Origin of the sequence: Streptomyces sp. NPDC057253 (genome assembly GCF_042669125.1) — a bacterium.
Taxonomy (GTDB): domain Bacteria; phylum Actinomycetota; class Actinomycetes; order Streptomycetales; family Streptomycetaceae; genus Streptomyces.
This window is the reverse complement of record NZ_JBHUXV010000011.1, coordinates 45,976-72,685: the sequence shown is the minus strand read 5'-3', so window position 1 is coordinate 72,685 and position 26,710 is coordinate 45,976. Positions and strand designations below refer to the sequence as shown.

The following is a 26,710-nucleotide window of genomic DNA, read 5'->3' as shown; positions in this document are numbered from 1 at the left end:
GGACCAGGCGGGCGGCATGTCGGCAGAGGCTATCGGATGCCAAGAAGGCTGCGTTCACCGCCCGTTAACGGGCCGATCAACACCGCCTCCCCCGGCCTTTGCCGCGATCATCATCGGTGATCCGGCCCCCCGCCCACAAACCGCGCCCCCCAGAGCGGACATCCGGGACATCACGCGGCCCGAGGGTGTCGACATAGGGTGGACGACCATGACGTGGCTGATCACCGGCGGTGCCGGATACATAGGGGCGCATGTGGCGCGGGCCATGACGGGGGCCGGGGAACGGGTGCTCGTCCTGGACGACCTCTCGGCGGGGGTGCCCGCGCGGCTCCCTGCCGAGGTCCCGCTGGTCCGCGGCTCCGCGCTGGACGGCGGCCTGCTCAAGCGGGTGCTGGCCGAGCACGCGGTGACGGGTGTGGTGCATCTCGCTGCGCGCAAGCAGGTCGCGGAGTCGGTGGCGCAGCCCACCCGCTACTACCAGGAGAACGTCGGCGGCCTCGCGACGCTCCTGGAGGCGGTCGCGGAAGCCGGGATCGAGCGCTTCCTCTTCTCCTCGTCGGCGGCCGTCTACGGCAACCCCGCTGTGGGACTGATCACGGAGGAGACGCCCTGCGCCCCCGTGAACCCGTACGGCGAGACGAAGCTCACCGGGGAGTGGCTGGTGCGGGCGGCCGGACGGGCCCACGGGATCTCCACCGTCTGTCTGCGCTATTTCAACGTGGCCGGAGCGGTCGCGCCAGAACTGGCGGACACCGGTGTCTTCAACATCGTCCCGATGGTCTTCGACCGGCTCACCCGCGACGAGGCCCCGCGGATCTTCGGCGACGACTACCCGACCCCGGACGGCACCTGCATCCGTGACTACATCCATGTCGCCGACCTCGCCGAGGCCCACCTCGCGGCGGCCCGACGGCTGTCCGCGGGCGACCTGAGCGGTGATCTGACGGTCAACATCGGTCGCGGCGAGGGGGTCTCCGTGCGCGAGATGGTCACGGTGATCGGCGAGGTGACCGGAGACCGCAGGACCGCCGTCGTGGAACCGCGCCGCCCCGGCGACGCCCCCGTGTCGGTGGCCTCGGCCGCCCGGGCCGCCGAGACGCTCGGCTGGAGCGCGCGGCGCGGGGTACGCGAGATGATCGAGTCCGCCTGGCAGGGCTGGCAGCTGCACCACCGGTGAGGCTGCCCTGACCTGCGGATCGTTTGCCCAGGTCAGGGCACATGACAACGGTGTTCAGTGCCGCGTTGCCCGATACCCCCCGCCCGTAGTTCACTGTGATCGCGGACCGGCTTCTCCGGCTGCTCCGCACCGATGCGTAGGAGGCGGCAGCCATGGGGGCAGGGCACGATCACGGGCACACGCACTCGCACGCCCCGGCCGGCGGTACGGCGACCGCGGCGTACGTCGGCAGGCTGCGGGTGGCGTTGTCGATCACGCTCACCGTCATGGTGATCGAGATCGTCGGCGGTGTCGTCGCGGACTCCCTCGCCCTGGTCGCGGACGCGGCGCACATGGCCACGGACGCGCTGGGCCTCGGCATGGCCCTCCTCGCGATCCACTTCGCGAACCGCCCGGCCACCGGCAACCGCACCTTCGGGTACGCCCGCGCGGAGATCCTGGCCGCCCTCGCGAACTGTCTGCTGCTGCTGGTGGTCGGCGGGTACGTCCTGTACGAGGCGATCCAGCGGTTCATCACGCCGGCCGAGACCGAGGGCGGGCTGACCATCGTGTTCGGCGCGATCGGTCTGGTCGCCAACATGATCTCGCTGACCCTGCTCATGCGCGGTCAGAAGGAGAGCCTGAACGTGCGCGGCGCCTTCCTGGAGGTCGCCGCGGACGCGCTGGGCTCGCTCGCGGTGCTGATCTCGGCGACGGTGATCCTCACCACGGGCTGGCAGGCCGCCGACCCGATCGCCTCGCTCGTCATCGGCCTGATGATCGTGCCGCGCACCCTCAAGCTGCTGCGCGAGACCCTCGACGTGCTGCTGGAGTCGGCGCCCAGGGGCGTCGACATGACGGAGGTGCGGACCCACATCCTGGCTCTCGACGGGGTGGAGGACGTCCACGACCTGCACGCCTGGACGATCACCTCGGGCATGCCGGTGCTGTCCGCGCACGTGGTGGTGAGCTCCGAGGTGCTCAGCGCGATCGGCCACGAGAAGATGCTGCACGAACTCCAGGGCTGCCTCGGGGACCACTTCGACGTGGAGCACTGCACCTTCCAGCTGGAGCCGGGCGGGCACGCGGAGCACGAGGCGCATCTGTGCCACTGACACACGTGTACGGTGCATGAAACGCCCGTTCTGACGGAATGCAGCGATCCGGCGCACCTTTGCGTCCTCCACCCCACAGCCCCGCCCCAGGCGGTTCCCCGCCCGCCGCGCCGGGCACGATCAACTGCCGGGAGTGCCGGATCCGTGCGGCACACTTGGGGCGCGAAGACCGATGTGAAGGATGGGTATGCCGACCACACCTGCCACCACGACGCACACTCCGTCGAACGGCGCCGCGAACGCGATCCTGCTGGAACTGGTCGACGAGCACGGTGTGACGATCGGCACCGCGGAGAAGCTCGCCGCCCACCAGCCGCCGGGACAGCTGCACCGCGCCTTCTCGGTGTTCCTCTTCGACGAGCGGGGCCGGCTGCTGCTCCAGCAGCGGGCGCTGGGCAAGTACCACTCCCCCGGTGTGTGGTCCAACACCTGCTGCGGCCACCCCTACCCCGGCGAGGCGCCCTTCGCGGCGGCGGCCCGGCGGACGTACGAGGAGCTGGGCGTCTCCCCGTCGCTGCTGGCCGAGGCGGGCACGGTCCGCTACAACCACCCGGACCCCGACTCCGGTCTGGTCGAGCAGGAGTACAACCACCTGTTCGTCGGCCTGGTGCAATCGCCGCTCGACCCGGACGCCGAGGAGGTCGGCGCGACCGCCTTCGTGACCCCGGCGGAGCTCGCGGAGCGGCACGCGAAGGACCCCTTCTCGTCGTGGTTCATGACGGTGCTGGACGCGGCCCGACCCGCGGTCAGGGAGCTGACGGGCCCGACCGCGGGCTGGTGACCGCGGTCGCCCCTAGGACACGGACACGGTCTTGAGCGGCAGGGCGGCCCAGATCACCTTGCCGCCGCCCGCCGTGTGCTCGACGTCGCAGGCGCCGCCCGCCTCCCGGGTGATCTCGCGCACCAGCAGCAGGCCCCGGCCCCCGGTCTCGCTGTGGGCGGCCTCCAGGGCGGTCGGCCGGTAGGGGTGGTTGTCCTCCACGGACACCCGCACCCACTCCGCGCCCACGGCCACCTCCACGGCGAGCATCGGCGAGAGCAGAGCCGCATGCCGCACGGCGTTCGTGACCAGCTCGGACACGATCAGCAGGAGGCCCTGGACGAGGTCCTCCGAGACGGGCACGCCCTGGCGGTGGAGCAGGTCCCGCACGGCGTGCCGGGCCTGCGGGACCGACGCGTCGACGGCCGGGGCGGTGAACCGCCACACGCCCTCGTACGGCAGCGGGTCCGGTGTGCCCCGGTCGAGGGGGGCCGGTTCGAGGGGATCTTCTCCGCTGTCCGTCGGGCGTGGGCCTGACCCGCGCCCATGGTCGTCCATTCTTCGGTCGCCACCCTTGCGCTCGATTGTCACCACATGTCGAGTGTTGGCAGGGCACCGCCCCCCTCCGGATGTCTGAACAGAAGTCAGCACATATCGAGTGCCCCTGACCGATTCCGCGCGGAACTATTCGGATGGTGTCGGCTTGACGACCGCCTCGCGCTGCTCGGTGACCATGCCGACGATCTTTCGTCCGCCGAAGCCGGTGGCGATGAGCCCGAGGCCGTCGAAGAGCAGGGCGAGCGAGAAGAAGCAGCCGATCACGTACTTGCTGCTGCTCGGCCAGGAGGCCAGCACCAGGATGCCCAGCAGCAGACCGAAGGCGCCCTGCACGAGCGTCCAGCCGAACTGCGGTCCCCGCACCACCAGACTGCCGACCAGCCGGAACACCCCGCCGGTCAGGAAGAGCAGCGCGGCGAACATGGTCAGCGCCGCGGCCGCCGCCTCCGGGCGGGCGATGACCACGACACCGGCCGCGATGTTCAGGGCGGCGACCACGACCCCGAGCCAGAAGAAGCTGGAGCCCCGGGCCTGGACCGCGTGCAGCAGTCCGACCACGCCGCCGATCAGCAGGAGCCAGCCGAACAGGATCATCGAGGTGAGCGTGGCCACCCCGGTGTAGACCAGCCCGACGAGTCCGGCGATCACCAGGATCACACCGAGCGCCGCGAGCCAGCCGAACTCCCGGCTCAGTTTGGCCGTCTCCGGGTTCTCCGCCTTGTTCACTGCCATGCGGGGCCTCCTCGCGCTGCGGCCCCCGTCGTGATCGTCCGGTCGGGGGGTACGGCTAGCATCCGACCCATGGAGTACCCCGAGCCGCAGCTGCTGCACACCGTCACCGACTCGGTCGCCACCGTCGTGGTCCACCATCCGGCCAAGCGCAACGCCATGACGGCCGCGATGTGGCGGGCGCTGCCGCCGCTGCTCGACACGCTGGCCGCCGATCCGGGGGTGCGGGCGCTCGTGCTGACCGGGGAGGGCGGGACGTTCTGCGCGGGCGCCGACATCTCCACGCTGCGTCAGGGGCCCGAGGAGGCGCAAGGGCTCGCGGTGCGGGCCGAGGAGGCGCTGGCGGCCTTCCCCAAGCCCACGCTGGCGGCCGTCCGGGGGCACTGTGTGGGCGGCGGGGCGCAGCTCGCGGCGGCGTGCGATCTGCGGTTCGCCGAGGAGGGCGCGCTGTTCGGGGTGACCCCGGCGAAGCTCGGGATCGTCTACCCGGCCTCCTCCACGCGGCGGTTGGTCTCGCTGGTCGGGCCCGCCGCCGCCAAGTACCTGCTGTTCTCGGGCGAGTTGATCGACACCGAGCGGGCGCTGCGCACCGGTCTCGTCGACGAGGTGCTTCCCGAGGGTGCACTCGCCAAGCGGGTCGGGGAGTTCACCCGGATCCTGGCCTCCCGTTCGCAGTTGACGCAGGCCGCGGCGAAGGAGTTCGCCAACGGGCACACGGACCGGGACGCGCACTGGGCCGGGCAGGCGTGGGACAGCGGCGACACCGCGGAGGGGGTCGCCGCGTTCCTGGAGCGCAGGGCACCGCGCTTCACCTGGACTACGTCAGGATGAAGCGGCTCTTGGCGCGGAACTCCTCGACGAGGTGCGCAGGGGCCTTCCGCGGCGAGCCCGCGTCGTAGGGCGGCTGCGGGTCGTACTCGGTCAACAGCTGTACGGCCTGGGCGTGTTCGTCGCCCGCGATCCGGCCGAGCAGGGCCAGCCCCATGTCGATCCCGGAGGAGACGCCCGCGGCGGTGACGTACTTGCCGTCGAACACGACCCGCTCCCCCGTGGGCTCGGCGCCGAAGCGCTCCAGGTGGTCCAGAGCCAGCCAGTGGGAGGTCGCCCGCCGGCCTTCGAGGAGCCCGGCGGCGGCCAGCAGGAGGGAGCCGGTGCACACGGACGTCGTCCAGGTGCTGGTGGCGTCGGCGGCGCGCAGCCAGTCGAGCAGTGCCGTGTTCTCCATCTGCGGGGTCTGCCCGGGGCCGCCCGGCACGATCACGATGTCGGGGTCCGGCACCTCGGCGAGCGTCCGGTCCGCGGTGATGGCGAGCACACCGGTGTCGGTGCGCACCGGGCCGGTCCGCTCGGCGACGAACACGGTCTCCGCGTCGGGGAGGCGGCCGAGGGTCTCGTACGGTCCTACGGCGTCCAGGGCGGTGAAGCGGTCGTAGAGGACGATGGCGATCTGCACGGGGGGTCCCTTCAGTGGGCCGGGGTCGGGTGGAAGCGGCGGCGGTACTCGGACGGGGCCGTGCCCAGGGCCCTGACGAAGGCGCGGCGCATGCCCTCGGGGGTGCCGTAGCCGCTGGCGCGGGAGATCTCCTCGACGCCGTCGGAGGTGTCCTCCAGGAGGCGGCGGGCGTGTTCGAGGCGGACCCGGTCGACGTAGCGGCCGGGTGTCATGCCGGTCTCGGACTGGAAGGCACGGGCGAAGTGGCGGGGCGAGAGCCGGGCCCGGGCGGCGAGGCTCTCCACGCTCAGGTCGTCGGCGGGGTGCTCGGTGATCCACCGCTGGACCTCGCGCAGCGGCTCGCGCTGGGCGGTCTGGGCGGCGAGCTGGGCGCTGAACTGGGCCTGGTTGCCGGGTCTGCGCAGGAAGACGACCAGGTGGCGGGCGATGGTGAGGGCGGCGTCCCGGCCCAGGTCCTCCTCGACCAGGGCGAGGGCGAGATCGATGCCCGAGGTGACGCCGGCGGACGTCGAGACATGTCCGTCGCGTACGTAGATGGGGTCGGGGTCCACCTCGACGGCCGGGTGGTCGCGGGCGAGCTTGTCGCAGTAGGCCCAGTGGGTCGTGACCCGGCGGCCGTCCAGCAGTCCCGCCTCGGCGAGCCGGATCGCGCCGGTGCACACCGAGACCAGGCGCTCGGCCCGCGGCCCGTGCTCCCGCAGCCAGTCGGCGAGGTACGCGTCCGGCCGCCGGGTGCCCTGCCCACCGGGCACGAGGAGGGTGTGCGGGGTGCCGGCCTGTGCGAGGGCTTCGTCCGGTACGACGGTCAGGCCGCTGGAGGTGCGCACGGGAGCCCCGTCCGGCGAGGCCGTACGGATGCGGTAGGTGCCCGGCGTCTGCTGCTCGGCCCCGGCGAAGACCTCCAGCGGGCCGGTGACGTCGAGGCTCTGTACGCCGTCGAAGAGGACGAGGAGAACGGTTCGCGGGGCCATGCCTCCGATTCTTGGGGGCGGCCGCGATGGCGGCAATGACGAGTTTCCCACCTTTCCCGCCATGCCCGACTCCCCCGTCGAGCGGATACCAAGCGGTCGGTAACCTGCGGGGCATGACTACTGCCGCCCTGGAGCCGCGTGCCGGTCGCCGCTGTCACAACCCGCTCAACTCGCTGCACGCGGCGCACTACTTCTCCCCCGACCTGGGACGGGAGCTGGCCGCGATCGGCGTGACCCATCCGCGGGCCGTCAACTTCGCGGTGCGGGCCGCCGCGCTGGGGGCGGTCGGCGCCGGGGCGGTGACGGCGGCGTTCTACAACTACAAGCACGACCTGGTGGCCGAGCACGTACCCGCGGTGTGGCGGACCGCCGCCCCGAAGGACGTCCTCGCGGCACGCGCGCGTGCCGTCGACGCGACGCTGCGCCGTCTGCTCGGCGACGAGGTCCTGACGTCCGACGGGATGGCCGAGGCCGCGCGGCTCGCGCTGCGTGCCGCCGAGGGCTGCTCGCGGGCCGCGCGCCCGCTGTACTCCGCGCACGCCGACCTGCCGGTGCCCCAGGAGCCGCACCTGGCGTTCTGGCACGCCGCGACGCTGCTGCGCGAGCACCGGGGCGACGGGCATCTCGCCGCCCTGACGGCCGCGGAGCTCGACGGCCTGGAGGCCCTGGTCACCCACACCGCGACGGGCCGGGGGATGACGCCGTCCTGGGTGTTCACCACGCGCGGGTGGAGCCGTGCGGAGTGGGACGCGGCGGTGGGACGGCTCCGGGCGCGCGGGCTGCTCGACGCCGACGGCGAACTGACGGAGCGGGGCGTCGCGCTGCGCGAGGGGATCGAGGCGGAGACGGACCGGCTGGACCGGGCCCCCTACGCACACCTCGGTGCGGAGGGCGTGGGGCGGCTGACGGAGCTCGCGGTGGGCTTCGCGCGGACCGCGCTGGCCGCGGGCGCCTATCCGGCGGACCTGATCGGCAAGCGCTGAGCTTCCGTGGGGCAGCCGAGGGCAGCCGGGGCATCCGGGGAGCTTCCGGGCGACGAAGATTGTCCGGGCGGCTGAGAGGTACCCGTTCTTCTCCCGGTCGTGGTGGCCGGGAGAGGAAAGGGGATGCACATGTTCCGCGCGATCGCAGACGTACTGCGCCAGATCGGTGGCGCCATCGCCACCGTCGTGACGCTGCCCTTCCGGGCCCTTGCCCGGCTCTTCGGCGGTGCGTCCGGCTCGACGAGGAGCCGCAGGGCCTGACGACCACGGCCGGATGACCGCGCCCTGATCCCCGACTGTCGGTGCCGCCTGCCACAATTGCCGCGCAACCTCAGTGAGAAGGCGGTACGGGATCGTGACGACACCCGGGTCCAGCGGGTCCACCCACCCAGGGTCCATCGAAGGCAGGATCGCCGAGGAGCTCGGCGTAAAGGAGCGGCAGGTCAAGGCGGCCGTGGAACTGCTCGACGGCGGTTCCACGGTTCCCTTCATCGCCCGCTACCGCAAGGAAGCGACCGAGATGCTCGACGACGCGCAGCTGCGCACGCTCGAGGAGCGGCTGCGCTATCTGCGGGAGCTGGAGGAGCGGCGGACCGCGATCCTCGACTCGGTGCGTGAGCAGGGCAAGCTCACCGACGAGCTGGAGGCGCAGATCCGGGGCGCGGAGACCAAGGCGCGCCTGGAGGACATCTACCTGCCGTTCAAGCCCAAGCGCCGCACCAAGGCGCAGATCGCCCGCGAGGCCGGTCTGGAGCCGCTCGCCGAGGGCCTGCTGGGCGACCCGGGTGTCGCACCGCTCGCCGCGGCCGCCGCGTTCGTCGACGCCGACAAGGGAGTACCGGACGCGCAGGCCGCGCTGGACGGCGCCCGGGCGATCCTCACCGAGCGGTTCTCGGAGGACGCCGACCTGATCGGCGAGCTGCGCGAGCGCATGTGGGTGCGCGGCCGGCTGGCCGCCAAGGTGCGGGAGGGCAAGGAGGAGGCGGGCGCCAAGTTCGCCGACTACTTCGACTTCGCCGAGCCCTTCACCGACCTTCCCTCGCACCGGATCCTGGCCATGCTGCGCGGCGAGAAGGAGGAGGTCCTCGACCTCGTCCTGGAGCCCGAGGAGCCTTCCGAGCAGCCCGGCCCCTCCTCGTACGAGGCGATCGTCGCCTCGAAGTTCGGCATCGCCGACCGCGGCCGTCCCGGCGACAAGTGGCTGACGGACACCGTCCGCTGGGCCTGGCGGACCCGCATCCTCGTGCACCTCGGCATCGACCTGAGGCTGCGGCTGCGCACGGCCGCCGAGGACGAGGCGGTCAACGTGTTCGCGGCCAACCTCCGCGACCTGCTGCTCGCCGCCCCGGCCGGCACGCGCGCGACGCTCGGTCTGGACCCCGGCTTCCGTACGGGCGTGAAGGTCGCCGTGGTCGACGCGACCGGCAAGGTCGTCGCCACCGACGTCATCCATCCGCACGTCCCCGCCAACCGGTGGGACGAGGCCATCGCCAAGCTGGCCCGCCTCGCCAAGGAGCACGCGGTCGAGCTGATCGCGATCGGCAACGGTACGGCGTCCCGGGAGACCGACAAGCTCGCCGGTGAACTGATCACCAAGCACCCGGAGTTGAAGCTCACCAAGGTGATGGTGTCCGAGGCCGGCGCGTCCGTGTACTCGGCGTCCGCCTTCGCCTCGCAGGAGCTGCCCGACATGGACGTGTCGCTGCGCGGAGCCGTCTCCATCGCGCGCCGGCTCCAGGACCCGCTCGCCGAGCTGGTGAAGATCGACCCGAAGTCGATCGGAGTCGGCCAGTACCAGCACGACCTGTCCGAGGTGAAGCTGTCGCGTTCGCTGGACGCGGTGGTGGAGGACTGTGTGAACGGCGTGGGGGTCGACGTCAACACCGCGTCCGCTCCCCTGCTCGCCCGGGTCTCCGGGATCACCTCTGGGCTCGCCGAGAACATCGTGTCGCACCGGGACTCCAACGGGCCGTTCAAGTCGCGCACCGAGCTGAAGAAGGTGGCCCGGCTGGGTCCCAAGGCGTACGAGCAGTGCGCGGGGTTCCTGCGGATCCGTGGCGGGGACGACCCGCTGGACTCCTCCAGCGTGCACCCCGAGGCCTACCCGGTGGTGCGGCGCATGGTGAAGACGGCGGGGCAGGAGGTCGCCTCCCTCATCGGCAACACCGGTGTGCTGCGCTCGCTGCGGCCGCAGGACTTCGTCGACGAGACGTTCGGTCTGCCGACGGTGACCGACATCCTCAAGGAGCTGGAGAAGCCGGGGCGTGACCCTCGGCCCGCCTTCAAGACGGCCACCTTCAAGGAGGGCGTCGAGAAGATCTCCGACCTGGTCGCCGGGATGGTGCTGGAGGGGGTCGTGACGAACGTGGCGGCCTTCGGGGCGTTCATCGACGTGGGTGTCCACCAGGACGGGCTCGCGCATGTCTCCGCGTTGTCGAAGACGTTCGTCAAGGATCCTCGGGATGTGGTCAAGCCCGGGGACATCGTCAAGGTGAAGGTGCTGGAGGTTGATATTCCGCGGAAGCGGATCTCGTTGACGCTGCGGCTTGATGACGAGACCGAGGCCAAGTCCTCCGGTGGGGAGCGGCGACAGCAGCGGGGTGGGCGGCCCCGGACCCCTCAGCAGCGCCAGCAGCAACCCCGTCAGCAGCAGCGGTCTGCGCCTGCTCCAGCCAACAGTGCGATGGCCGACGCTCTGCGCAAGGCTGGGTTGCTCGAGTCCAAGAAAAAGGGGCGGTAGCGGTTGTGGGGGACTGCGCGGTCCGTTGTGGCTGGTCGCGCAGTTCCCCGCGCCCCTAGGGGGTTTCCGTCACCTTGCCTGATGAGAGCTCCAAGCGGCGGTTCACTCTCACCGCGTCCAGCATTCTGCGGTCGTGCGTGACCAGGAGCAGGGTGCCCTCGTAGGCGTCCAGGGCCGACTCCAGCTGTTCGATCGCCGGTAGGTCCAGGTGGTTCGTCGGCTCGTCCAGGACCAGGAGGTTGACGCCCCTGCCCTGGAGCAGAGCCAGCGCCGCCCTCGTCCGCTCGCCCGGTGACAGCGTCGCCGCCGAGCGCATCACGTGCTCGGACTTCAGGCCGAACTTGGCCAGGAGGGTGCGGACCTCCACGGGTTCGGTGTCGGGGACGGCCGCGCAGAAGGCGTCCAGGAGGGACTCCTCGCCGTGGAACAGCTTGCGGGCCTGGTCGACCTCGCCGATCAGGACGCCGGAGCCGAGGGAGGCCTGGCCGGCGGTCAGGGGGACGCGGCCCAGGAGGGCGCCGAGCAGGGTCGACTTGCCGGCGCCGTTCGCGCCGGTGACCGCGACCCGGTCCGCCCAGTCGATCTGGAGGGACACCGGGCCGAGCAGGAAGTCGCCCTGGCGCACCTCGGCGTCCCGCAGCGTCGCGACCACCGCTCCCGAGCGCGGGGCCGACGCGATCTCCATGCGCAGTTCCCACTCCTTGCGCGGTTCCTCGACGACGTCGAGGCGTTCGATCATGCGCTGGGTCTGGCGGGCCTTCGCGGCCTGCTTCTCGCTGGCCTCGCTGCGGAACTTGCGGCCGATCTTGTCGTTGTCGTTGTTCGCCTTGCGGCGGGCGTTCTTGACGCCCTTGTCCATCCAGGAGCGCTGCATCTGTGCCCGGTCCTGGAGGGCGGACCGCTTGTCGGCGTACTCCTCGTAGTCGTCCCGGGCGTGCCGGCGGGCGACCTCGCGCTCCTCCAGGTACGCCTCGTAACCGCCGCCGTAGAGGGTGATCTGCTGCTGGGCCAGGTCGAGTTCGAGGACCTTGGTGACCGTGCGGGTGAGGAACTCGCGGTCGTGGCTGACGACGACCGTGCCGGCCCGGAGGCCCGTCACGAACCGCTCCAGGCGCTCCAGACCGTCCAGGTCGAGGTCGTTGGTGGGTTCGTCGAGGAGGAAGACGTCGTAGCGGGAGAGCAGGAGGGAGGCGAGGCCGGCGCGGGCCGCCTGGCCGCCCGAGAGGGAGGTCATCGGCTGGTCCAGGTCGACCGCGAGGCCGAGCGAGTCCGCGACCTCCTCGGCGCGTTCGTCGAGGTCGGCGCCGCCCAGGTCCAGCCAGCGCTCCAGGCTGGTGGCGTAGGCGTCGTCGGCGCCCGGGGCCCCGTCGACCAGTGCCTGGGTCGCGTCGTCCATCACGCGCTGGGCCTCGGCGACCCCGGTGCGGCGGGCCAGGAACTCCCGCACGGTCTCGCCCGGTCGGCGCTCGGGCTCCTGCGGGAGGTGTCCGACGGTGGCCGTCGGCGGGGAGAGCCGAAGCTCCCCCTCCTCCGGTGCGAGCAGGCCCGCGAGCATCCTGAGCAGCGTGGACTTGCCCGCGCCGTTGGCCCCGACCAGGCCGATCACATCTCCGGGCGCGACGACGAGGTCGAGCCCGCTGAACAGGGAGCGGTCGCCGTGGCCGGCGGCGAGGTTCTTGGCGACGAGGGTGGCAGTCATCAGACCGCCGATCCTAATGGCCGTACGGGACGGCCGGCCCCCGGACATTCAGCGGGCCATCGGCTCCACTTCCAGCGAGCCACGGCCTCCCCCGTTCAGCGGGCCATCGCCTCCACCAGGACGCTTCCCGAGGTCCGTGCCACCACGAACGACTCTCCCTTCACCGCCTTGGCGTCCAGGGCGATCCGGTGCCGGCCCGCCTCCAGGACGCCGTCGAAGACCTCCTGGGCGTGGGTGCGGTAGAGGCGGTCGAGGCGGTACGCCGTCAGCCGGACCCGGCACGACGAGGTGACCTCGACGCCCGCCTCGCCGTCGGCGGCGACCAGGCGGGTCAGGCGGCGCTGTTCGACGGGGCTGCGGTCCAGGGCGTGCTCTATCTGGGCCACGAGCAGCGGGATGATCGGGGCGAGGCCGTCGACGTAGGCCACCTCGACACCCGCGCGGGCGAAGGACCGGCGTACGGCGGCACGTTCCTCCTCGGTGACCGCACGGCCGAAGACGACGGCGCCGTAGCCACGCAGTTCGTCGGCGGGGACACCGCCCACGCCGTGGGTGATGTCGGCGCCGATGCCGATGGTGCGCAGGGCGGCGGCCAGTTTGGCGAGGACGGCGACGCGGGCGCCGATGAGCAGGACGCGGCGGCGGGCCGGATGGGTCTCCTCCTGGAGCAGGGAGTCCAGGGCCGCGCGGTACTCGGCGCCCTGGAAACGGAAGGGGCCGATGCCGTGGTAGCCGTTGAGATGGAGGTCCACGGCCTCCTCGGTCTGCCAGGCGAAGTCCCGCCAGATGAAGTCGTCGCCGTCCCGCTCGATGACGGCGGTGACGGCCCCGCAGGCGAGGTCCTCGCACTCGGGGCAGCCGTAGACGACGTAGCGGCCGCCCGGGAGCGGGGCGTCCGTCTCGCCGAGGAGGCTGCGGACCTGGGCGGTGAAGATCGCGGGCGGGACGTCGGAGGCGAGGGGGGAGACGGCGTCGAGGTCGGAGAGCTGGAAGAGGAGCGGGCGGCCGTCGACGATGAAGTCCACGAAGTCCCGGTGCACCTGGAAGTCACCGTTGGCGAGGACTCCACCGGCACGCATCGCCGGTGCCAGGCCGAAGGTCGCGTAGGCGGCAGACATGGTGTGAGTATTCCCGCCTTTGGGGCGGTCTGAGCACGGCATGGGTCATTCCGCTCACGGCGGATGTCCGGATCCCTCGGCTCGCGCGGGGAGTTGGGCCCGTGGCTCGGCGGCTCGGCGTCTTCCGCGTACGCGTGGTCGAAGGGGGAGGGGGTGGCGCGGGCCTGGACGCGCCCCGCGGAGGAGGCGGTCGGGCTCGCCTCCTCCACGCGCGCGGGCGGCGCTCAGGCGTGGTCGTGACCCAGCGGGTCGCCCTCCGTCTCGGTGCCGGGGCCGGGGCCGATCTGGATCCCGAAGTCGCCGTCGTACTTGCGGTGGCCCTCGATCACGGCGAGTTCGACGGCCTCGGAGCCCATCTCGCCGCGCACGATGACCGGGTCCCGGCGCAGGTCGCGCATGAGGGCGACGCACATGCCGATCATCACGAGGACGAAGGGCGCGGCGGCCAGGATGGTGAGGTTCTGCAGACCGGTGAGCGCGTCGCCCTGGCCGCTGCCGACGAGCAGCATGATGGCGGCGACCGCTCCGGTGACCACGCCCCAGAACACGACGACGAAACGGCCGGGTTCGAGGGCGCCCTTCTGGGAGAGCGTGCCCATCACGATGGACGCGGCGTCCGCGCCGGACACGAAGAAGATGCCGACCAGGATCATCACCAGCAGGCTGGTGGCGGTGGCGATGGGGAACTCCTGGAGGACTCCGAAGAGTTGGCCCTCGGGGGTGGTCTCGCCGCCGAGCGCGCCGCCCTCCTTGAGCTTCATGGCCGTGCCGCCGAAGATCGCGAACCAGATCAGGCTAACCGTGCTGGGCACCAGGATCACCCCGCCGACGAACTGGCGGATGGTGCGGCCGCGGCTGATGCGGGCGATGAACATGCCCACGAAGGGCGTCCAGGAGATCCACCAGGCCCAGTAGAAGACGGTCCAGCTGCCGAGCCAGTCCGCGACCCCCTTGCCGCCGCTCGCCTCGGTGCGCCCGGCCAGCTGGGGCAGATCGCCGAGGTAGGAGAAGATCGACGTGGGCAGCAGGTCGAGGACGATGATCGTGGGCCCCGCGACGAACACGAAGACCGCGAGGATCAGGGCCAGCACCATGTTGGTGTTGGACAGCCACTGGATGCCCCGCTCGATGCCGGAGACCGCCGACAGCACGAAGGCCAGGGTCAGCACCGCGATGATGGCGACGAGCAGTCCGGTGCTGACGTCGTCCATCCAGTTCAGCTCATGGAAGCCGGAGCCGATCTGGAGGGCGCCGAGGCCGAGGGAGGCGGCGGAGCCGAAGACGGTGGCGATGATGGCGAGGATGTCGATCACCCGGCCGACGGCGCCGTTGGCGTGCCTCTCCCCGATGAGCGGGGTGAAGACGGCGCTGATGGTCTGGCGCCGGCGTTTGCGGTAGGTGCTGTAGGCGATGCCGAGTCCGACCACCGCGTAGATCGCCCACGGATGCAGGGTCCAGTGGAAGAGGGTGGTGGCCATCGCCGTCTCCATGCGTTCGCCGGAGTTCGCGGGATTCGTGCCCGGCGGCGGGGTCGTGTAGTGCGAGAGCGGCTCGCTGACGCCGTAGAACATCAGGCCGATTCCCATGCCCGCGCTGAACATCATCGCGACCCAGGACACCGTCCTGAACTCGGGTGCCTCGCCCTCGGCGCCCAGGTGGATGCGGCCGTAGCGGCTCATCGCTAGCCACAGGGCGAACACCACGAAGCACGAGGCGGCCAGCATGAAGGCCCAGCCGCCGTTGTGGATCAGCCCGCCCAGCATGCTGGTGGAGACGTCCTCCAGGGAGTCCGTGGCCGCCCAGCCCCAGATCACGAAGGCCAGGGTGATGACGGCGGTGACGCCGAACACCACCCGGTCGGTCTCGTGGCCGAGAACGCCCCGGGGACCTTCCCGGCCACCTCTCTTCTTCAGGTCTTCAGTCATCTGCGGCACCTTCCCCTGGGGCGGTGATTACGCCGGTTTTCACACAGTTCCCCAGGACCTACCACAGATGCCGCAGATCAGTGCTCGATCAGCAACCGGTGTCGGGCTCCCCGGCCGTCAGGTGGTAGGGGGCGCGTTCGTCCAGGAGCAGCGGGACGAGGGCGCGCAGAGGCTGGCGGAGCGGGACGTAGGTGCCCTGCGTCCGCACCCCGTGCAGGGCGAGTTCGTCCTTCACCTCCGTGTACTGGGCCTCGGTGAGCCGGTAGCCGCAGGGCGGGTCCTGGATCACCTCGGCGGGCTCGGGCGGGTCGTTGTCGGCGCCGCCGAGGTACACGGGGCCGGAGGCCGGCCGGTGGCGGGCCTCGGTGGTGGCCGCCTCGATCCGGCCGCGTCGGCTGTCGGTGTATCCGAACAGCCCCTTCAGAGCTGCCAGTTGGGAGTTCACCCGGCGCCGGTTGTTGCTCGCCTGGTCGGTGTCCGCGAGCGGCTCGACCCTGCTCTCGATCAGCAGCCCGATCGCGTGCTTGACGCCGGACATGTTGCGCAGGATCCGTTCCTGGCCGTCTCCGGCGACCTGTCTGATCGGGTCGCCGGTGAGCGGGTCGGTCCAGATGCCGTACGTGCCGCTCGTGTACCCGGCTCGCGCGGCGGCCGGTCGTACATACGACCGGGACAGGGTCTCGGCCTCGTCGTGGACGGCCCGGTCGGTGTTCAGGTTGCGGGGCCAGAGGTCGAAGAGGTCCTTGTCGTAGTAGCGCGGGGTGGCCGAGTACTCGTGCAGGTCGTAGATCACGTCCGGTTGCCGGTCCCGGACGACCGTCGCCAGGGCGCGGGCCTCGGCGGTGGCCAGGGCGAGGTGGTCGCGGTTGATGTCGACGCCGTCGCCGTTGCCCCGGGTGTCGGCGGCCCGGCCGTCCGGGTTGGCGGTGGGCACGACCAGCACGGTGGTGCGGTCCAGGAAGCGCCGGGTCCGGGAGTCCTCGGCGTACGCCAGGTCGCGGACCGTGCTGAGACAGGCCTCGCGGCCGGAGGGCTCGTCGCCGTGCTGGCTGCACACGAGGAGCACCTTGTTGGGGTCGTGGCGGGCGCCGACCTGGACGAGGTGGAGGGGGCGGCCCTGTTCGGTCGTACCGATGCGGGTGAGCACGGCCCGGTCGCTCCGGTCGACCCGGGCGAGGAAGTCCCCCTCCTCGGCCTCGCTCGTCCAGCGGGCGCCCTGCGTGGTCTCGAAGCCGGTGCGGGGCGGGGCCGCCCCGGCCGCGTGGGCCGGGGCGGCGAGCAGGGAGGCGAGCAGGGCCGCCGCGCCCGCGGTGGTGACGGTCCGGATCGCCGTCATCCGCCCTCCGGGACTCGGTGGACGGTGCGCGGAGCCCGGACCCCGTCGAGCGCTCCGGCCTCTTCCGCTACGGCGGTCCCGGCGCCCTTCGTCGCGTGCGCGAAGGCGGCGGCGCCGCCGACCAGCGGGACGCGGGCCGAGGTGCGGGCCAGGTCGATCGTCAGGGTGGGCTTGGTGGACGGCGGGTCGATGAGGTCTTTGTCGGTGCCCGCGACGATCAGGGCGAGCCGGTGGCCCGCGGGGACGACGTGGTCCGTGGCGCCGAGGTCGAGGGTGATGGTGTAGGCCTTGCCCGGGGTGAGCGGAACGCCCTGCTTGTCCGAGGCGTGGTTGCCGAGGTCGGCCCAGCCGCGGCTGACCACCGTGTAGTCGACGGCGGTGGTCCTGGCCTGCGTCTGCTTGAAGCAGGCGCTGTCACCGGTGGTGCTCAGGCCCCAGCAGGTGCGGTCGGTGAGGGTGGTGATGCCTTCCCCGCTCGCCGCGTAGTCGCGGATGGTGTCGGGGCCGAGGTCCACCAGTACGGCGGAGAGGTGAGCCGTCGAGGTCGTCGGGGTCGCGGTGACGGTCACCTTCGAGGCGCCGGACAGGCGGAGGTCCCCGGTGAGGGTGCCGGTGGTGAAGCCCGCCTTGTCGGGGGTCGGGGTGTCGATCCGCGCGGCCCAGTCGGTCTCGCTCAGCGCCGGGTCGTCGGTGAAGGTCTCGGTGCCCTTGGCCCTGGTCAGGCCGAGGCTGCCCACGCCCGGCTGAGTGCCCCGGGCGGGGCGCAGGGTGGCCGTGGACGTGCCGCGCGGGGGCCAGGACGTGGAGGTGACCCACTGGTCGGGGTGGCGCTCGATGTCGGCCATGGGCTCGCGGTCGATGCCGTTGTCGTAGCCGAGGAGTTCGTGGTCGAACCAGCGGTGCAGGGTGTCGACCCACTGCGCGCGGCGGAAGTCGAAGGGGTCGACGTGGCCGGTCTGGGAGAGCCAGATCTTGCGCTCCACGCCGTTCTTCGCGAGGGCGTCCCACCACGGACCGACGTGCTGGAGGCGGACGTTGAGGTCCTGCATGCCGTGCACGAGGAAGACGCTGGCCTTGACCTTCCGCGCGTCCTTCACGTAGTCGCGCTCGGTCCACAGCGGGGTCCAGTCGCCGGTGCGGGGCGCCTGGTCGACGAGCTTCTGCTGCACGGCGGCGCACTTGGCGCGGGCGTCGGGGCTGTCCACGTAGTTCGAGAGCCAGTCGGGGCCGGAGTCGTAGAGCGGGGCGCCTTGGGAGAAGTAGTAGTCGTACCAGGTGGAGATGGCGCTGATCGGGACGATGGTCTTCAGGCCCTCGACCCCAGTGGCGGCAACGCCGTTGGCGATGGTGCCGTCCCAGCTCTTGCCGATCATGCCGGTCCTGCCGTTGGTCCAGCCGGCCTTGGTCTTCTGGGTGCCCGTGCGGCTCGTGTAGGCGGTGGCCCGTCCGTTCAGCCAGTCGACCACCGCCTTCGCGGACTGGATGTCGGAGCGGCCGCCGACGTCCACACAGCCGTCGGAGCGGTTGGTTCCGGCCAGGTCGACACCGACGAAGGCGTAGCCGCGGGGCACGAAGTAGTTGTCGTAGAACAGCGGCATCCGGACGACGTCGCCGTTCGCGTCGTACGTCTTCAGCTGGCTCTCGTTGCCGCGCCCGCAGCAGGAGTAGTACGGGCTGGCGTCCATGATGACCGGGACCTTGCGGCCCTTCTGGGCGGGTTCGCGGGGCCGCACGATGTCGACGGCGACGCGGTCGGACTTCCCGTCCCCGTCGCCGTCGAGCCGGGTGTCCACCCAGACGGCCTCGCGGACCGCGTTCTCATACGAGTAGACGGGTTGGCTCTCGCGGGGCGCCGGCTGTGCCTGGGCGGTCGCGGGAGCGAGGAAGGTCGCCAGCAGGGCGGCGGTGGCCGCGGCGGCGGTCGCGAGCGGTCTCCAGATCGTGAAGCGCGTGCTTATCGACATGCGCGGACGGTACTGCGGTCAACTCCCGTGCAAAAGAGGGCCCCTTGAGACCATGTCGGCCGAATGGCGATCGTGTGACAGGGGTGGTCGTGGACACATCCAGCTCACAGGTGGTGAATAGGCTGCGAACCGACTTGGTCCCCCCACGACTTGGAGTTCTCGTGCACCGCAGACTCATCGCACCGGGCGCCCTCGCGGCGGCCTCCCTGATGCTGGCGATCCCGGCGTCGGCGGCGAGCTCGTCCCCCGGAGCACCGGGCATCGGCGACCCCTACTACCCGGACTACGGCAACGGCGGATACGACGTCTCCCACTACGACCTGCGGCTCAAGTACCAGCCCGCCACGGACGAGTTGGAGGGCACGGCGACCCTCCTCGCGCGCACGACACAGGATCTGTCCCGCTTCGACCTGGACTTCCTGCTCGACGTGAGCGAGGTGCGGGTCAACGGCACCAAGGCGTCCTTCACCACTTCGGGCGAGCACGAACTCGAGATCACGCCGAAGACGCCGCTGGCCAAGGGCACTTCGGTCACGGTCGTGGTGCGGTACAGCGGAGTGCCCTCGTCGAAGCAGGCGTACGGCTTCACCAGCTGGCACCGCACTGCGGACGGCGGGGTCGGGGCGAACGAGCCCGAGGCGGCCTGGTGGTGGTTCCCGAGCAACGACCACCCGCTCGACAAGGCCACCTACGACGTGTCGGTCCTGGTGCCGGACGGCAGCCAGGCCATCTCCAACGGCACCCTCCAGTCGACGAGTTCACGCCTCGGCTGGACCCGCTGGAACTGGCGCTCCGACAAGCCGCAGGCCACGTATCTCGCGACGCTGGCCGTCGGCCGCTTCGACCTCACGACCGGCACGACCGACGGCGGGATCCCGATCGTCAACGCCTACAGCAAGGACCTCGGCGCCAACTCAGGTGCCGCGCGGGCCAGCGTCGAGCGGACCGGGGAGATCGCCGACTGGCTGAGCGGTTACTTCGGGCCGTATCCCTTCGACGCGCTCGGCGGGTACGTCCCGAACACGAACACCGGGTACGCGCTGGAGACCCAGACCCGGCCCTTCTACAGCCCGCGCCAGTTCGCGAACGGCTCCAACACCTCCGTGGTCGTGCACGAGCTGGCCCACCAGTGGTACGGCGACCTGGTGTCGGTGCGCGGCTGGAAGGACATCTGGATCAACGAGGGCTTCGCGCGGTACGCGCAGTGGCTGTGGTCCGAGCACGAGGACGAGGGCACGGCACAGGAACTCGCCGACTACGTCTACGCCTCGCACCCGGCCGACGACGCGTTCTGGACCGTGCGGCCGGGTGACCCCGGGCCGGAGAACCAGTTCGACATCGCGGTCTACGACCGGGGTGCGCTGGCCCTTCAGGCGCTGCGGAACGAGATCGGCGACGAGGCGTTCTTCGCGGTGCTGAAGGGGTGGCCGCAGAGGCACGCGTACGGCAACGCGTCGGTGGACGACTTCCGGGCGTACGCCGAGGAGGTGTCGGGGCAGCCGCTGGCCGCGCTGTTCGACACCTGGCTGTTCCAGCCGTCGAAGCCGGGGGCGCCGGCGGCTCGGGGGGCGTCGATCGCGGGGGCGGCGCAGGCTCCCGTGGCACCGAAGTCGTGGGCGAAGATCGCCGCGACGAACGAGGTGCACAGCGACTGAGCGGGGGTCGTGAGGTCGGGGCGGTCTAGCCTTCGACGCCTGTCGAGGTGTGGGGCGCTCCGACCGGTTTGGACTCCGGTGAGCCGCGCTGGCGGAGGTAGACGGAGAGGATGGCCATCGAGGCCACGGCGAGGAGTTCGGACTGCCAGTTCTGCAGGGTGCGGCTCCAGAAGTCGGCGGAGCCGATGTAGCCGCCCCAGCTGATGGGGGCCTGGAGCTGCCGGAGTTGTTCCTCGTTGTACGCGGCGACCCCGCTGATCGACTGGGCCAGCCAGGACAGGGCGAAGATGGTGCCCATGACCAGGCCGAGGGAGCGGGAGTAGAAGGCCTGCCGGAGTCCGCCCACGCGGGCCCAGCGCGGGGAGTCCGGGTGGGCGTACTGGCCGACCCGCTGATCCCGGTCGGACTCCGGCCCGGCCTTGTGCATCTCCTTCGACTCGGGCGAGCCCCGCTGGAGGAGCCAGACGGTCGCGGTGATGTAGAGGAAGAACTGGAGGTACTCCGACTGCCAGTTCTCCGTCACGTCGACGGCGAAGTCGGAGGACATGAGGTACTCGCCGAATCCGACGTGGGCGAGTCCTTCGGTGGTGAGCTGGTTGTTGAACTCCGCGTAGCCCGCGACGGCCTGGCCGGCGAGGGCCAGCAGGAATCCGATGCCGAAGGCCAGGCCGAGGCCGTTGTCGCGCAGGAAGGCGCGGGTGCGGGGGGTCATCGGTGCATCAGCCCCAGGACGGTGAAGTAGACGAGGCCGCTGAGGACGACGACCAGGCAGAGCGTGAACATGGTCCGCATGTGCCGTCAGCCTCCCTTGATCGTGCACTGGTACGGCCGGCCCTGCTGCGGGGTGCAACCGGCGGCGACGACCTTCCAGCCGCCGGGGAACAGGGAGAGGAAGAGGGTGTCCGTGTCGAGGACGACCCGGGCCTGTCGGCCGTGGACGTCCACCCGGTGGGGGGTTCCGCCGAGGGGGAGGTCCTGGGAGGTGATCGCCTTGGCGCAGCTCTCCTTCTCGGAGGCCTCCAGTTCGCCACGGGTTTCGGGAGCGAGCGCGCCGCAGATCCCTGCCGGGTCGTCGGCGCGCAGGAGCCGTTCGAATCCGGTGGCGGCGCTCTCGGCGTCCGACCGACGCTCGCCGACGCTGCCGCAGCCGGAGAGGACCGGTCCGAGCAGGACCAGGAATACCGGCACGCTGATCCACCGCGTCTTCGTCACCTGGCTCGGGTACCCGATTCCTCCTGATTCAGAGGTGACTCGTGTGGACCTGGGAGCGTGTCCCGGAAGGCGGCGAAGGCGTCACCGGCGCCGTGGGAGTCAGTCCTCCCCGTAGTCGTAGACGGTGACCGCGATGCCTCGCTTCACCAGCCGCTCGATGATCAGGGGCTCGACGCGGGACCATTTGCCTCCGGCCAAGCCGCACCCTGTCCGTGGCACGCCGCTCCGCTGAGTGGGACCGCCTCCGCCGTGGGCCCTCACGTCAGTGGGCGGCCGCGGGCCGGCTGTGGCTGGTCGCGCAGTTCCCCGCGCCCCTTCAGAGCGCGTCCCCCTTGCCGCAGGTCGAGATGTCCTCTCCGGCTCGGGCCACCGGCGTCTCCTCGGGTGTACTCGATCTCCCCCATGACGCCACCGTAGAGGGCGGCACTGACAACGCGCCCGTCAGAGCGCGGGGTCGGTCGGTTCGGGGGCCGGTGGGTTCGTCACCCTGTGGCGTACTCCGAACCAGCCCGCGCTCAGGAGGGCGCCGATCAGGGGGATGAGGAGGAGGGTCCTGCGGCCTACCTCGGGGTCGTTCCACATCATCGCCAGGCAGGCCAGGAGGAAGGTGATCGTGGTGATCTCGGTGACCGGGCTGAAGGGGAGGCGGAAGGTGGGGCGGGTGAGGAGGCCCGCGCGGGCGCGCCGGACGAAGACCAGGTGACAGACCATGATGATCACCCAGGTGCTGATGACGCCGAGGGAGGCGATGTTCAGCACGATCTCGAAGGCCTGGCTCGGCACCAGGTAGTTCAGGCCGACGCCCAGCACGCACACCGCGCAGGTGAGCAGGATGCCGCCGTAGGGCACCTGGCTGCGGTTCATCCTCGCCGTGAACCTCGGTGCCGAGCCCGCCGTCGCCATGGAGCGCAGGATGCGGCCCGTGGAGTAGAGCCCGGAGTTCAGGGACGACATCGCCGCCGTCAGGACGACCAGGTTCATCACGTCGCCCGCCGCCGGGACACCGACCTTGGACAGGACGGTGACGAAGGGGCTCTCGTCGGCCGAGTACAGCGACCCCGGGAGCAGCAGGGCCAGGAGGACGACCGAGCCGACGTAGAACAGGCCCACCCGCCACATGATCGAGTTCACCGCGCGCGGGACGACCTTCTCCGGGTGCGCCGTCTCGCCCGCCGCGACACCGACCAGCTCCAGCGCGGCGTACGCGAAGATCACCCCCTGCATGACGAGGACGACCGGCATCAGGCCGTGCGGCAGGACACCGCCGCTCTCGGTGATCACGCTCGCGCCGGGCGTCCGCCCGCCCACCTCGTGCCGGGTGGCGAGCAGGAAGACGCCGATCAGCATGAAGCCCACGAGCGTGGCCACCTTGATGATCGAGAACCAGAACTCCATCTCGCCGAAGATCCTCACCGAGATCAGGTTCACGGCCAGCACCACCGCGAGGGCGACGAGCGCGAGCGTCCACTGCGGGATGTCGGTGAACAGGCTCCAGTAGTGCGTGTAGAGCGCGATCGCGGTGATGTCGGCGATGCCGGTGGTCGACCAGTTCAGGAAGTACATCCAGCCGGCGATGTAGGCGCCCTTCTCGCCGAGGAACTCACGCGCGTACGACACGAAGGACCCCGAGGAGGGGCGGTACAGGACGAGTTCGCCGAGGGCCCGCACGACGAAGAAGGCGAAGACGCCGCAGACCAGGTAGGCGAGCGCGAGGCCCGGTCCCGCGGTGTGCAGGCGTCCTCCGGCGCCCAGGAAGAGGCCGGTGCCGATCGCGCCGCCGATGGCGATCATGTTGACGTGGCGGGACTTGAGGTCCTTGCTGTACCCGGCGTCCCCCGCGTCCGCGGGCACCCGCGCCTCACGGGTGCGGGAAAGGTCGGCGGTGGCCTGCGCCGATTGCGCGGCGTCCTTGCTCACAGTGGGTCCACTCTCTGGTGCGCCCCGGCGGGTCTCGCTCGGGTCCTGGGACGTGCGTCGGCCCGTGCCTCCTGGTGCAGGCACAGGCCGACGGGTCGCCTGCCCGGGAAACCCCTGCGCAAGCGGTGGCGGATGTCACAGCATTGGTGAGACAGCGATACTGCTGCACATGACGACCGACACCACCCCTGCCGCCGAGGACGACGCCGAGGAGCCGGCCCGCACCGCCGAGGAGCCCGCCCTCACCGTCGACGAGCTCGCCGCACGGGCGGGGGTCACGGTCCGCACGGTCCGCTTCTACGGCACGCGAGGGCTGCTGCCCCCGCCGGTGATCGGTCCGCGCCGGGTCGGTCACTACGGCCGGGAGCACCTCGCCCGCCTGGCGCTGATCGAGGAGCTCCAGCATCAGGGGATGACGCTGGCGGCGATCGAGCGGTACACGCAGCAGTTGCCGGCCGATCTGAGCGCCCACGACCTCGCGATCCACCGGGCCGTGGTCGCCTCCTGGGCCCCCGACCTCGTGGAGCCGGTGACCCGCGAGGAGCTCCAGCGGCGGGCCGGCCGGGCGCTCGATGACGACGACGTGGAACGGCTCGCCGCGATGGGTGTCGTACGGCGGGACGGCGAGACCTGTCTGGTCGATCTGGGCCTGCTCCGGCTGGGCGTCGCGCTGCTGGACGTCCCGCTGTCCCAGGAGGCGATCCTGGCCTCGCGGAAGGTGCTCATCGAGCACTCCCGGGCCGCGGCGCACGAGTTGTCCGAGCTGTTCCGCGGCGAGGTGGCCCGGCGCGACGCACGGGACGTGAAGTCGCTGTCCGCGCACATGGAACCCCTGGTCGTGCAGGCCCTGTTGACGACGTTTCAGCGGTCCCTGAAGGAGGAGCTGCGGGAGTGGACGCCGCCCGAGGCGGATCGCGGTGAGTCCGCCCGGTCCTGAGGGGCACGTCGACGAGCAGCGGGCCCGTGAGGTCGCTCGCGCCGGCCACCAGGTCCCTCAGGTGGTCCGCGCCCTCGTCGCGGAGGATGTCCAGGACGGCGAGGGCGGGACGGTGACCCATGGGCTCCTCATGGAGACGGCTGGGTCGTCAGCGTCGGGGAGGCGGGGTGAGGGGGCAAGGGGAGCGTCCCGGCTCAGCAAAGAGCCAGGTCACCCACCAAGGGGCGCGGGGAACTGCGCGGCCGGCCCCCACGCACCCGCACTCACCCACCCACCTCAGGCGTCCCCGAATCGCTCCCCCTTCTCCGCCTTCTCGACCAGCAGCGCCGGCGGCGTGAAACGGTCCCCGTACCGGTCCGCCAGCTCACGCGCGCGTGCCACGAAGCCCGGCAGCCCGACCCCTCCCCCGGTGCCACCGTCGTAGCCGTTGATGTACTGGAGGACGCCGCCGGTCCAGCCCGGGAAGCCGATGCCGAAGATCGAGCCGATGTTGGCGTCGGCGACCGAGGTCAGGACGCCCTCCTCCAGGAGCCTGACCGTGTCCAGGGCTTCGGAGAAGAGCATGCGTTCCTGCATGTCCCGGAAGGGGATCTCCGCGTCCGGGCGGGTGAAGTGCTCGCGCAGGCCCGGCCAGAGGGCGACGCGCTTGCCGTCGTCGCCGTAGTCGTAGAAGCCGCCGCCCCCGCTGCGACCCGTGCGGCCGAACTCGTCGACCATGCGGTCGATGACCGCCTCCGCGGGGTGGGGCGTCCAGGTGCCGCCCGCCTCCTCCACCGCCTGCCGGGTCTCCTTGCGGATCTTGCGCGGGAGCGTCAGCGTCAGCTCGTCCATCAGGGAGAGGACCTTCGCCGGGTAGCCCGCCTGCGCCGCCGCCTGTTCGACCGACGCGGGCTCGATGCCCTCACCGACCATCGCGACGCCCTCGTTGAGGAAGTGGCCGATCACGCGGGAGGTGAAGAAGCCCCGCGAGTCGTTCACGACGATCGGCGTCTTCTTGATCTGCCGGACCAGGTCGAAGGCGCGGGCCAGCGCCTCCTCCCCCGTGCGCTCGCCCTTGATGATCTCGACCAGCGGCATCTTGTCGACCGGCGAGAAGAAGTGCAGGCCGATGAAGTCGCTCTGGCGCTCCACCCCTTCGGCGAGGGCGGTGATGGGAAGCGTCGAGGTGTTGGAGCACAGCAGCGCGTCCGGCTCGACGATGTGCTGGATCTCCTGGAAGACCTTGTGCTTGAGCGCCGAGTCCTCGAACACCGCCTCGATGACCGCGTCGCAGCCGGCCAGGTCCTGGGGGTCGGCCGTCGGTGTGATGCGGGACAGGAGCGCCTGCGCCTTCTCCTGGGTCGTACGGCCGCGGGAGACCGCCTTCGCGCAGAGCTGCTCCGAGTAGGCCTTGCCCTTGGCCGCCGCCTGCGGTGTCACGTCCTTGAGGACGACCTGCATCCCCGCGCGGGCGCACGAGTAGGCGATGCCCGCCCCCATCATGCCCGCGCCGAGCACGGCCACCTTGCGCACCTGGCGGGGCTCGACGCCCTTGGGGCGGTTCGCGCCGGAGTTCACCGCCTGGAGGTCGAAGAAGAACGCCTGGATCATGTTCTTGGAGGTCTGCCCTGCCGCCAGCTCGACGAAGTAGCGTGCCTCGATGACCTGCGCGGTCTCGAAGTCGACCTGGGCGCCCTCCACGGCGGCCGCGAGGATGTTGCGCGGGGCCGGGTAGGGCGCGCCGTTGGTCTGCTTGCGGAGGTTGGCCGGGAAGGCGGGCAGGTTCGCGGCGAACTTCGGGTTCGCGGGGGTGCCGCCGGGGATGCGGTAGCCCGGCTTGTCCCAGGGCTGCTGGGACTCGGGGTTGGCCTCGATGAACGCGCGGGCCTTGGCGAGGAGTTCGTCCTGGGTGGTGGCCACGTCGTCGACCAGGCCGTTCTGCAGGGCGCGCTGCGGGGCGTACTGGGTGCCCTGGAGAAGGACCTTGAGCAGGGCGTCGGCGATGCCGAGCAGGCGGACCGTGCGGACCACTCCGCCGCCGCCGGGGAGCAGGCCGAGGGTGACCTCGGGGCAGCCGATCTTGGAGCCGGGCGCGTCGAGGGCGATGCGGTGGTGGCAGGCGAGCGCGATCTCGTAACCGCCGCCCAGGGCAGCGCCGTTGATGGCGGCGACGACCGGCTTGCCGAGGGTCTCGATGCGGCGCAGGTTGCGCTTGATCGCGAGGCCGCCGTCGAACAGCTCCTGCGCGGTCTCGGGCGTGACCCGGATCAGGTCGCGCAGGTCGCCGCCCGCGAAGAAGGTCTTCTTGGCGGAGGTGATGATGACACCGCGGATGGTGTCCTTCTCGGCCTCCAGGCGGTCGGTGATCACCGCGAGGGAGTCGCGGAACGCCTGGTTCATGGTGTTGGCGGACTGGTTGGGGTCGTCGATGACGAGGGTGACGACGCCGGTGCGGTCCTGTTCCCAGCGGATGGTCGTGGACTGAGTGCTCATGTGGAAGTGC

23 protein-coding genes and 1 pseudogene are annotated in these 26,710 nt (G+C 71.2%); 10 read left to right on the top strand and 14 right to left on the bottom strand.

The window, feature by feature from the left end; genetic code table 11:
- The first annotated feature begins 208 nt into the window (after window positions 1-208).
- The 3 genes from galE to idi all read left to right on the top strand — a co-directional run bounded on the left by galE (window position 209) and on the right by idi (window position 3,052).
- A complete protein-coding gene (galE, locus tag ACFULQ_RS08750) occupies window positions 209-1,177 on the top strand; it encodes a UDP-glucose 4-epimerase GalE (protein WP_383540084.1) in 969 nt (322 codons plus the stop codon).
- Between the two features lie 152 nt (window positions 1,178-1,329).
- Window positions 1,330-2,271, top strand: coding sequence for a cation diffusion facilitator family transporter (locus tag ACFULQ_RS08745; RefSeq protein WP_383540081.1), 942 nt, complete (start codon window positions 1,330-1,332; stop codon window positions 2,269-2,271).
- A gap of 187 nt (window positions 2,272-2,458) precedes the next feature.
- Window positions 2,459-3,052 (top strand): isopentenyl-diphosphate Delta-isomerase, encoded by a 594-nt coding sequence (gene idi / locus ACFULQ_RS08740; RefSeq protein WP_383540078.1) that lies wholly within the window; start codon window positions 2,459-2,461, stop codon window positions 3,050-3,052.
- Window positions 3,053-3,064: 12 nt separating this feature from the next.
- On the opposite strand, the gene ACFULQ_RS08735 is transcribed toward idi, so the two are convergent.
- Both ACFULQ_RS08735 and ACFULQ_RS08730 read right to left on the bottom strand, forming a co-directional pair.
- Window positions 3,065-3,589 (bottom strand): ATP-binding protein, encoded by a 525-nt coding sequence (locus tag ACFULQ_RS08735; protein ID WP_383540077.1) that lies wholly within the window; start codon window positions 3,587-3,589, stop codon window positions 3,065-3,067.
- A 126-nt stretch (window positions 3,590-3,715) separates the two neighbouring features.
- Entirely contained in the window at window positions 3,716-4,321 is a 606-nt protein-coding gene (locus ACFULQ_RS08730; RefSeq protein ID WP_383540075.1) for an HdeD family acid-resistance protein, read from the bottom strand.
- Between the two features lie 69 nt (window positions 4,322-4,390).
- Here ACFULQ_RS08730 and ACFULQ_RS08725 point away from each other — a divergent pair, with 69 nt between their 5' ends.
- Window positions 4,391-5,149 carry an enoyl-CoA hydratase/isomerase family protein gene (locus ACFULQ_RS08725; protein WP_383540068.1) on the top strand — a complete coding sequence of 253 codons (759 nt, stop codon included), beginning with the start codon at window positions 4,391-4,393 and terminating at the stop codon, window positions 5,147-5,149.
- On the opposite strand, the gene ACFULQ_RS08720 is transcribed toward ACFULQ_RS08725, so the two are convergent.
- The gene (locus ACFULQ_RS08720; protein WP_383540066.1) at window positions 5,136-5,771 is read right to left on the bottom strand and encodes a DJ-1/PfpI family protein; all 636 of its coding nucleotides are present in this window, start codon (window positions 5,769-5,771) and stop codon (window positions 5,136-5,138) included. The genes ACFULQ_RS08725 and ACFULQ_RS08720 overlap by 14 nt on opposite strands.
- 11 nt (window positions 5,772-5,782) lie before the next feature.
- A complete protein-coding gene (locus ACFULQ_RS08715; RefSeq protein WP_383540063.1) occupies window positions 5,783-6,742 on the bottom strand; it encodes a GlxA family transcriptional regulator in 960 nt (319 codons plus the stop codon).
- A 113-nt stretch (window positions 6,743-6,855) separates the two neighbouring features.
- Between ACFULQ_RS08715 and ACFULQ_RS08710 the strand changes: the two genes are divergently transcribed.
- The 3 genes from ACFULQ_RS08710 (at window position 6,856) to ACFULQ_RS08700 (ending at window position 10,465) form a co-directional block, all read left to right on the top strand.
- A complete protein-coding gene (locus ACFULQ_RS08710; RefSeq protein ID WP_383540060.1) occupies window positions 6,856-7,725 on the top strand; it encodes a hypothetical protein in 870 nt (289 codons plus the stop codon).
- Window positions 7,726-7,854: 129 nt separating this feature from the next.
- Window positions 7,855-7,986 (top strand): LPFR motif small protein, encoded by a 132-nt coding sequence (locus ACFULQ_RS08705; protein ID WP_252100555.1) that lies wholly within the window; start codon window positions 7,855-7,857, stop codon window positions 7,984-7,986.
- Between the two features lie 94 nt (window positions 7,987-8,080).
- Entirely contained in the window at window positions 8,081-10,465 is a 2,385-nt protein-coding gene (locus ACFULQ_RS08700) for a Tex family protein (protein ID WP_383540058.1), read from the top strand.
- 55 nt (window positions 10,466-10,520) lie between these two features.
- Here the strand turns inward: ACFULQ_RS08700 and ACFULQ_RS08695 are convergent, their stop codons facing one another.
- Both ACFULQ_RS08695 and ACFULQ_RS08690 read right to left on the bottom strand, forming a co-directional pair.
- On the bottom strand, window positions 10,521-12,164 hold the full coding sequence (locus ACFULQ_RS08695) for an ABC-F family ATP-binding cassette domain-containing protein (protein ID WP_383540055.1): 1,644 nt from the start codon (window positions 12,162-12,164) through the stop codon (window positions 10,521-10,523).
- 95 nt (window positions 12,165-12,259) lie between these two features.
- Complete coding sequence (locus tag ACFULQ_RS08690) at window positions 12,260-13,282, bottom strand: oxidoreductase (RefSeq protein WP_383540052.1); 1,023 nt, start codon at window positions 13,280-13,282, stop codon at window positions 12,260-12,262.
- A gap of 63 nt (window positions 13,283-13,345) precedes the next feature.
- On the opposite strand from ACFULQ_RS08690, the gene ACFULQ_RS08685 reads away from it, so the two are divergent.
- A complete protein-coding gene (locus ACFULQ_RS08685) occupies window positions 13,346-13,522 on the top strand; it encodes a hypothetical protein (RefSeq protein ID WP_383540049.1) in 177 nt (58 codons plus the stop codon).
- Here the strand turns inward: ACFULQ_RS08685 and ACFULQ_RS08680 are convergent.
- The 3 genes from ACFULQ_RS08680 to ACFULQ_RS08670 all read right to left on the bottom strand — a co-directional run bounded on the left by ACFULQ_RS08680 (window position 13,507) and on the right by ACFULQ_RS08670 (window position 18,507).
- On the bottom strand, window positions 13,507-15,207 hold the full coding sequence (locus tag ACFULQ_RS08680; protein ID WP_383540046.1) for a BCCT family transporter: 1,701 nt from the start codon (window positions 15,205-15,207) through the stop codon (window positions 13,507-13,509). The genes ACFULQ_RS08685 and ACFULQ_RS08680 overlap by 16 nt on opposite strands.
- 88 nt (window positions 15,208-15,295) lie before the next feature.
- Window positions 15,296-16,543 carry a M14 family metallocarboxypeptidase gene (locus ACFULQ_RS08675; RefSeq protein WP_383540043.1) on the bottom strand — a complete coding sequence of 416 codons (1,248 nt, stop codon included), beginning with the start codon at window positions 16,541-16,543 and terminating at the stop codon, window positions 15,296-15,298.
- Window positions 16,540-18,507 carry a Xaa-Pro dipeptidyl-peptidase gene (locus tag ACFULQ_RS08670; RefSeq protein ID WP_383540042.1) on the bottom strand — a complete coding sequence of 656 codons (1,968 nt, stop codon included), beginning with the start codon at window positions 18,505-18,507 and terminating at the stop codon, window positions 16,540-16,542. Before ACFULQ_RS08670 ends, ACFULQ_RS08675 begins: the two co-directional genes overlap by 4 nt.
- Window positions 18,508-18,668: 161 nt before the next feature.
- Here ACFULQ_RS08670 and ACFULQ_RS08665 point away from each other — a divergent pair, with 161 nt between their 5' ends.
- On the top strand, window positions 18,669-20,162 hold the full coding sequence (locus ACFULQ_RS08665) for a M1 family metallopeptidase (RefSeq protein WP_383540039.1): 1,494 nt from the start codon (window positions 18,669-18,671) through the stop codon (window positions 20,160-20,162).
- A 25-nt stretch (window positions 20,163-20,187) separates the two neighbouring features.
- Here ACFULQ_RS08665 and ACFULQ_RS08660 read toward each other — a convergent pair whose 3' ends face one another.
- From ACFULQ_RS08660 to ACFULQ_RS08645, 4 genes and pseudogenes are all read right to left on the bottom strand, one after another.
- Window positions 20,188-20,874, bottom strand: coding sequence for a DUF6766 family protein (locus ACFULQ_RS08660; protein ID WP_383540036.1), 687 nt, complete (start codon window positions 20,872-20,874; stop codon window positions 20,188-20,190).
- 86 nt (window positions 20,875-20,960) lie between these two features.
- Window positions 20,961-21,374 carry a hypothetical protein gene (locus ACFULQ_RS08655; RefSeq protein WP_383540034.1) on the bottom strand — a complete coding sequence of 138 codons (414 nt, stop codon included), beginning with the start codon at window positions 21,372-21,374 and terminating at the stop codon, window positions 20,961-20,963.
- A gap of 99 nt (window positions 21,375-21,473) precedes the next feature.
- Window positions 21,474-21,590: pseudogene (locus ACFULQ_RS08650) on the bottom strand (Appr-1-p processing protein); the annotation flags it as partial.
- A gap of 225 nt (window positions 21,591-21,815) precedes the next feature.
- Window positions 21,816-23,291: an amino acid permease gene (locus tag ACFULQ_RS08645; RefSeq protein ID WP_383540031.1), complete on the bottom strand. Its 1,476-nt coding sequence runs from the start codon at window positions 23,289-23,291 to the stop codon at window positions 21,816-21,818.
- 169 nt (window positions 23,292-23,460) lie between these two features.
- On the opposite strand from ACFULQ_RS08645, the gene ACFULQ_RS08640 reads away from it, so the two are divergent.
- Window positions 23,461-24,228, top strand: coding sequence for a MerR family transcriptional regulator (locus ACFULQ_RS08640; protein ID WP_383540029.1), 768 nt, complete (start codon window positions 23,461-23,463; stop codon window positions 24,226-24,228).
- Between the two features lie 276 nt (window positions 24,229-24,504).
- On the opposite strand, the gene ACFULQ_RS08635 is transcribed toward ACFULQ_RS08640, so the two are convergent.
- Window positions 24,505-26,700 carry a 3-hydroxyacyl-CoA dehydrogenase NAD-binding domain-containing protein gene (locus ACFULQ_RS08635; RefSeq protein WP_383540026.1) on the bottom strand — a complete coding sequence of 732 codons (2,196 nt, stop codon included), beginning with the start codon at window positions 26,698-26,700 and terminating at the stop codon, window positions 24,505-24,507.
- Window positions 26,701-26,710 lie beyond the last annotated feature (10 nt).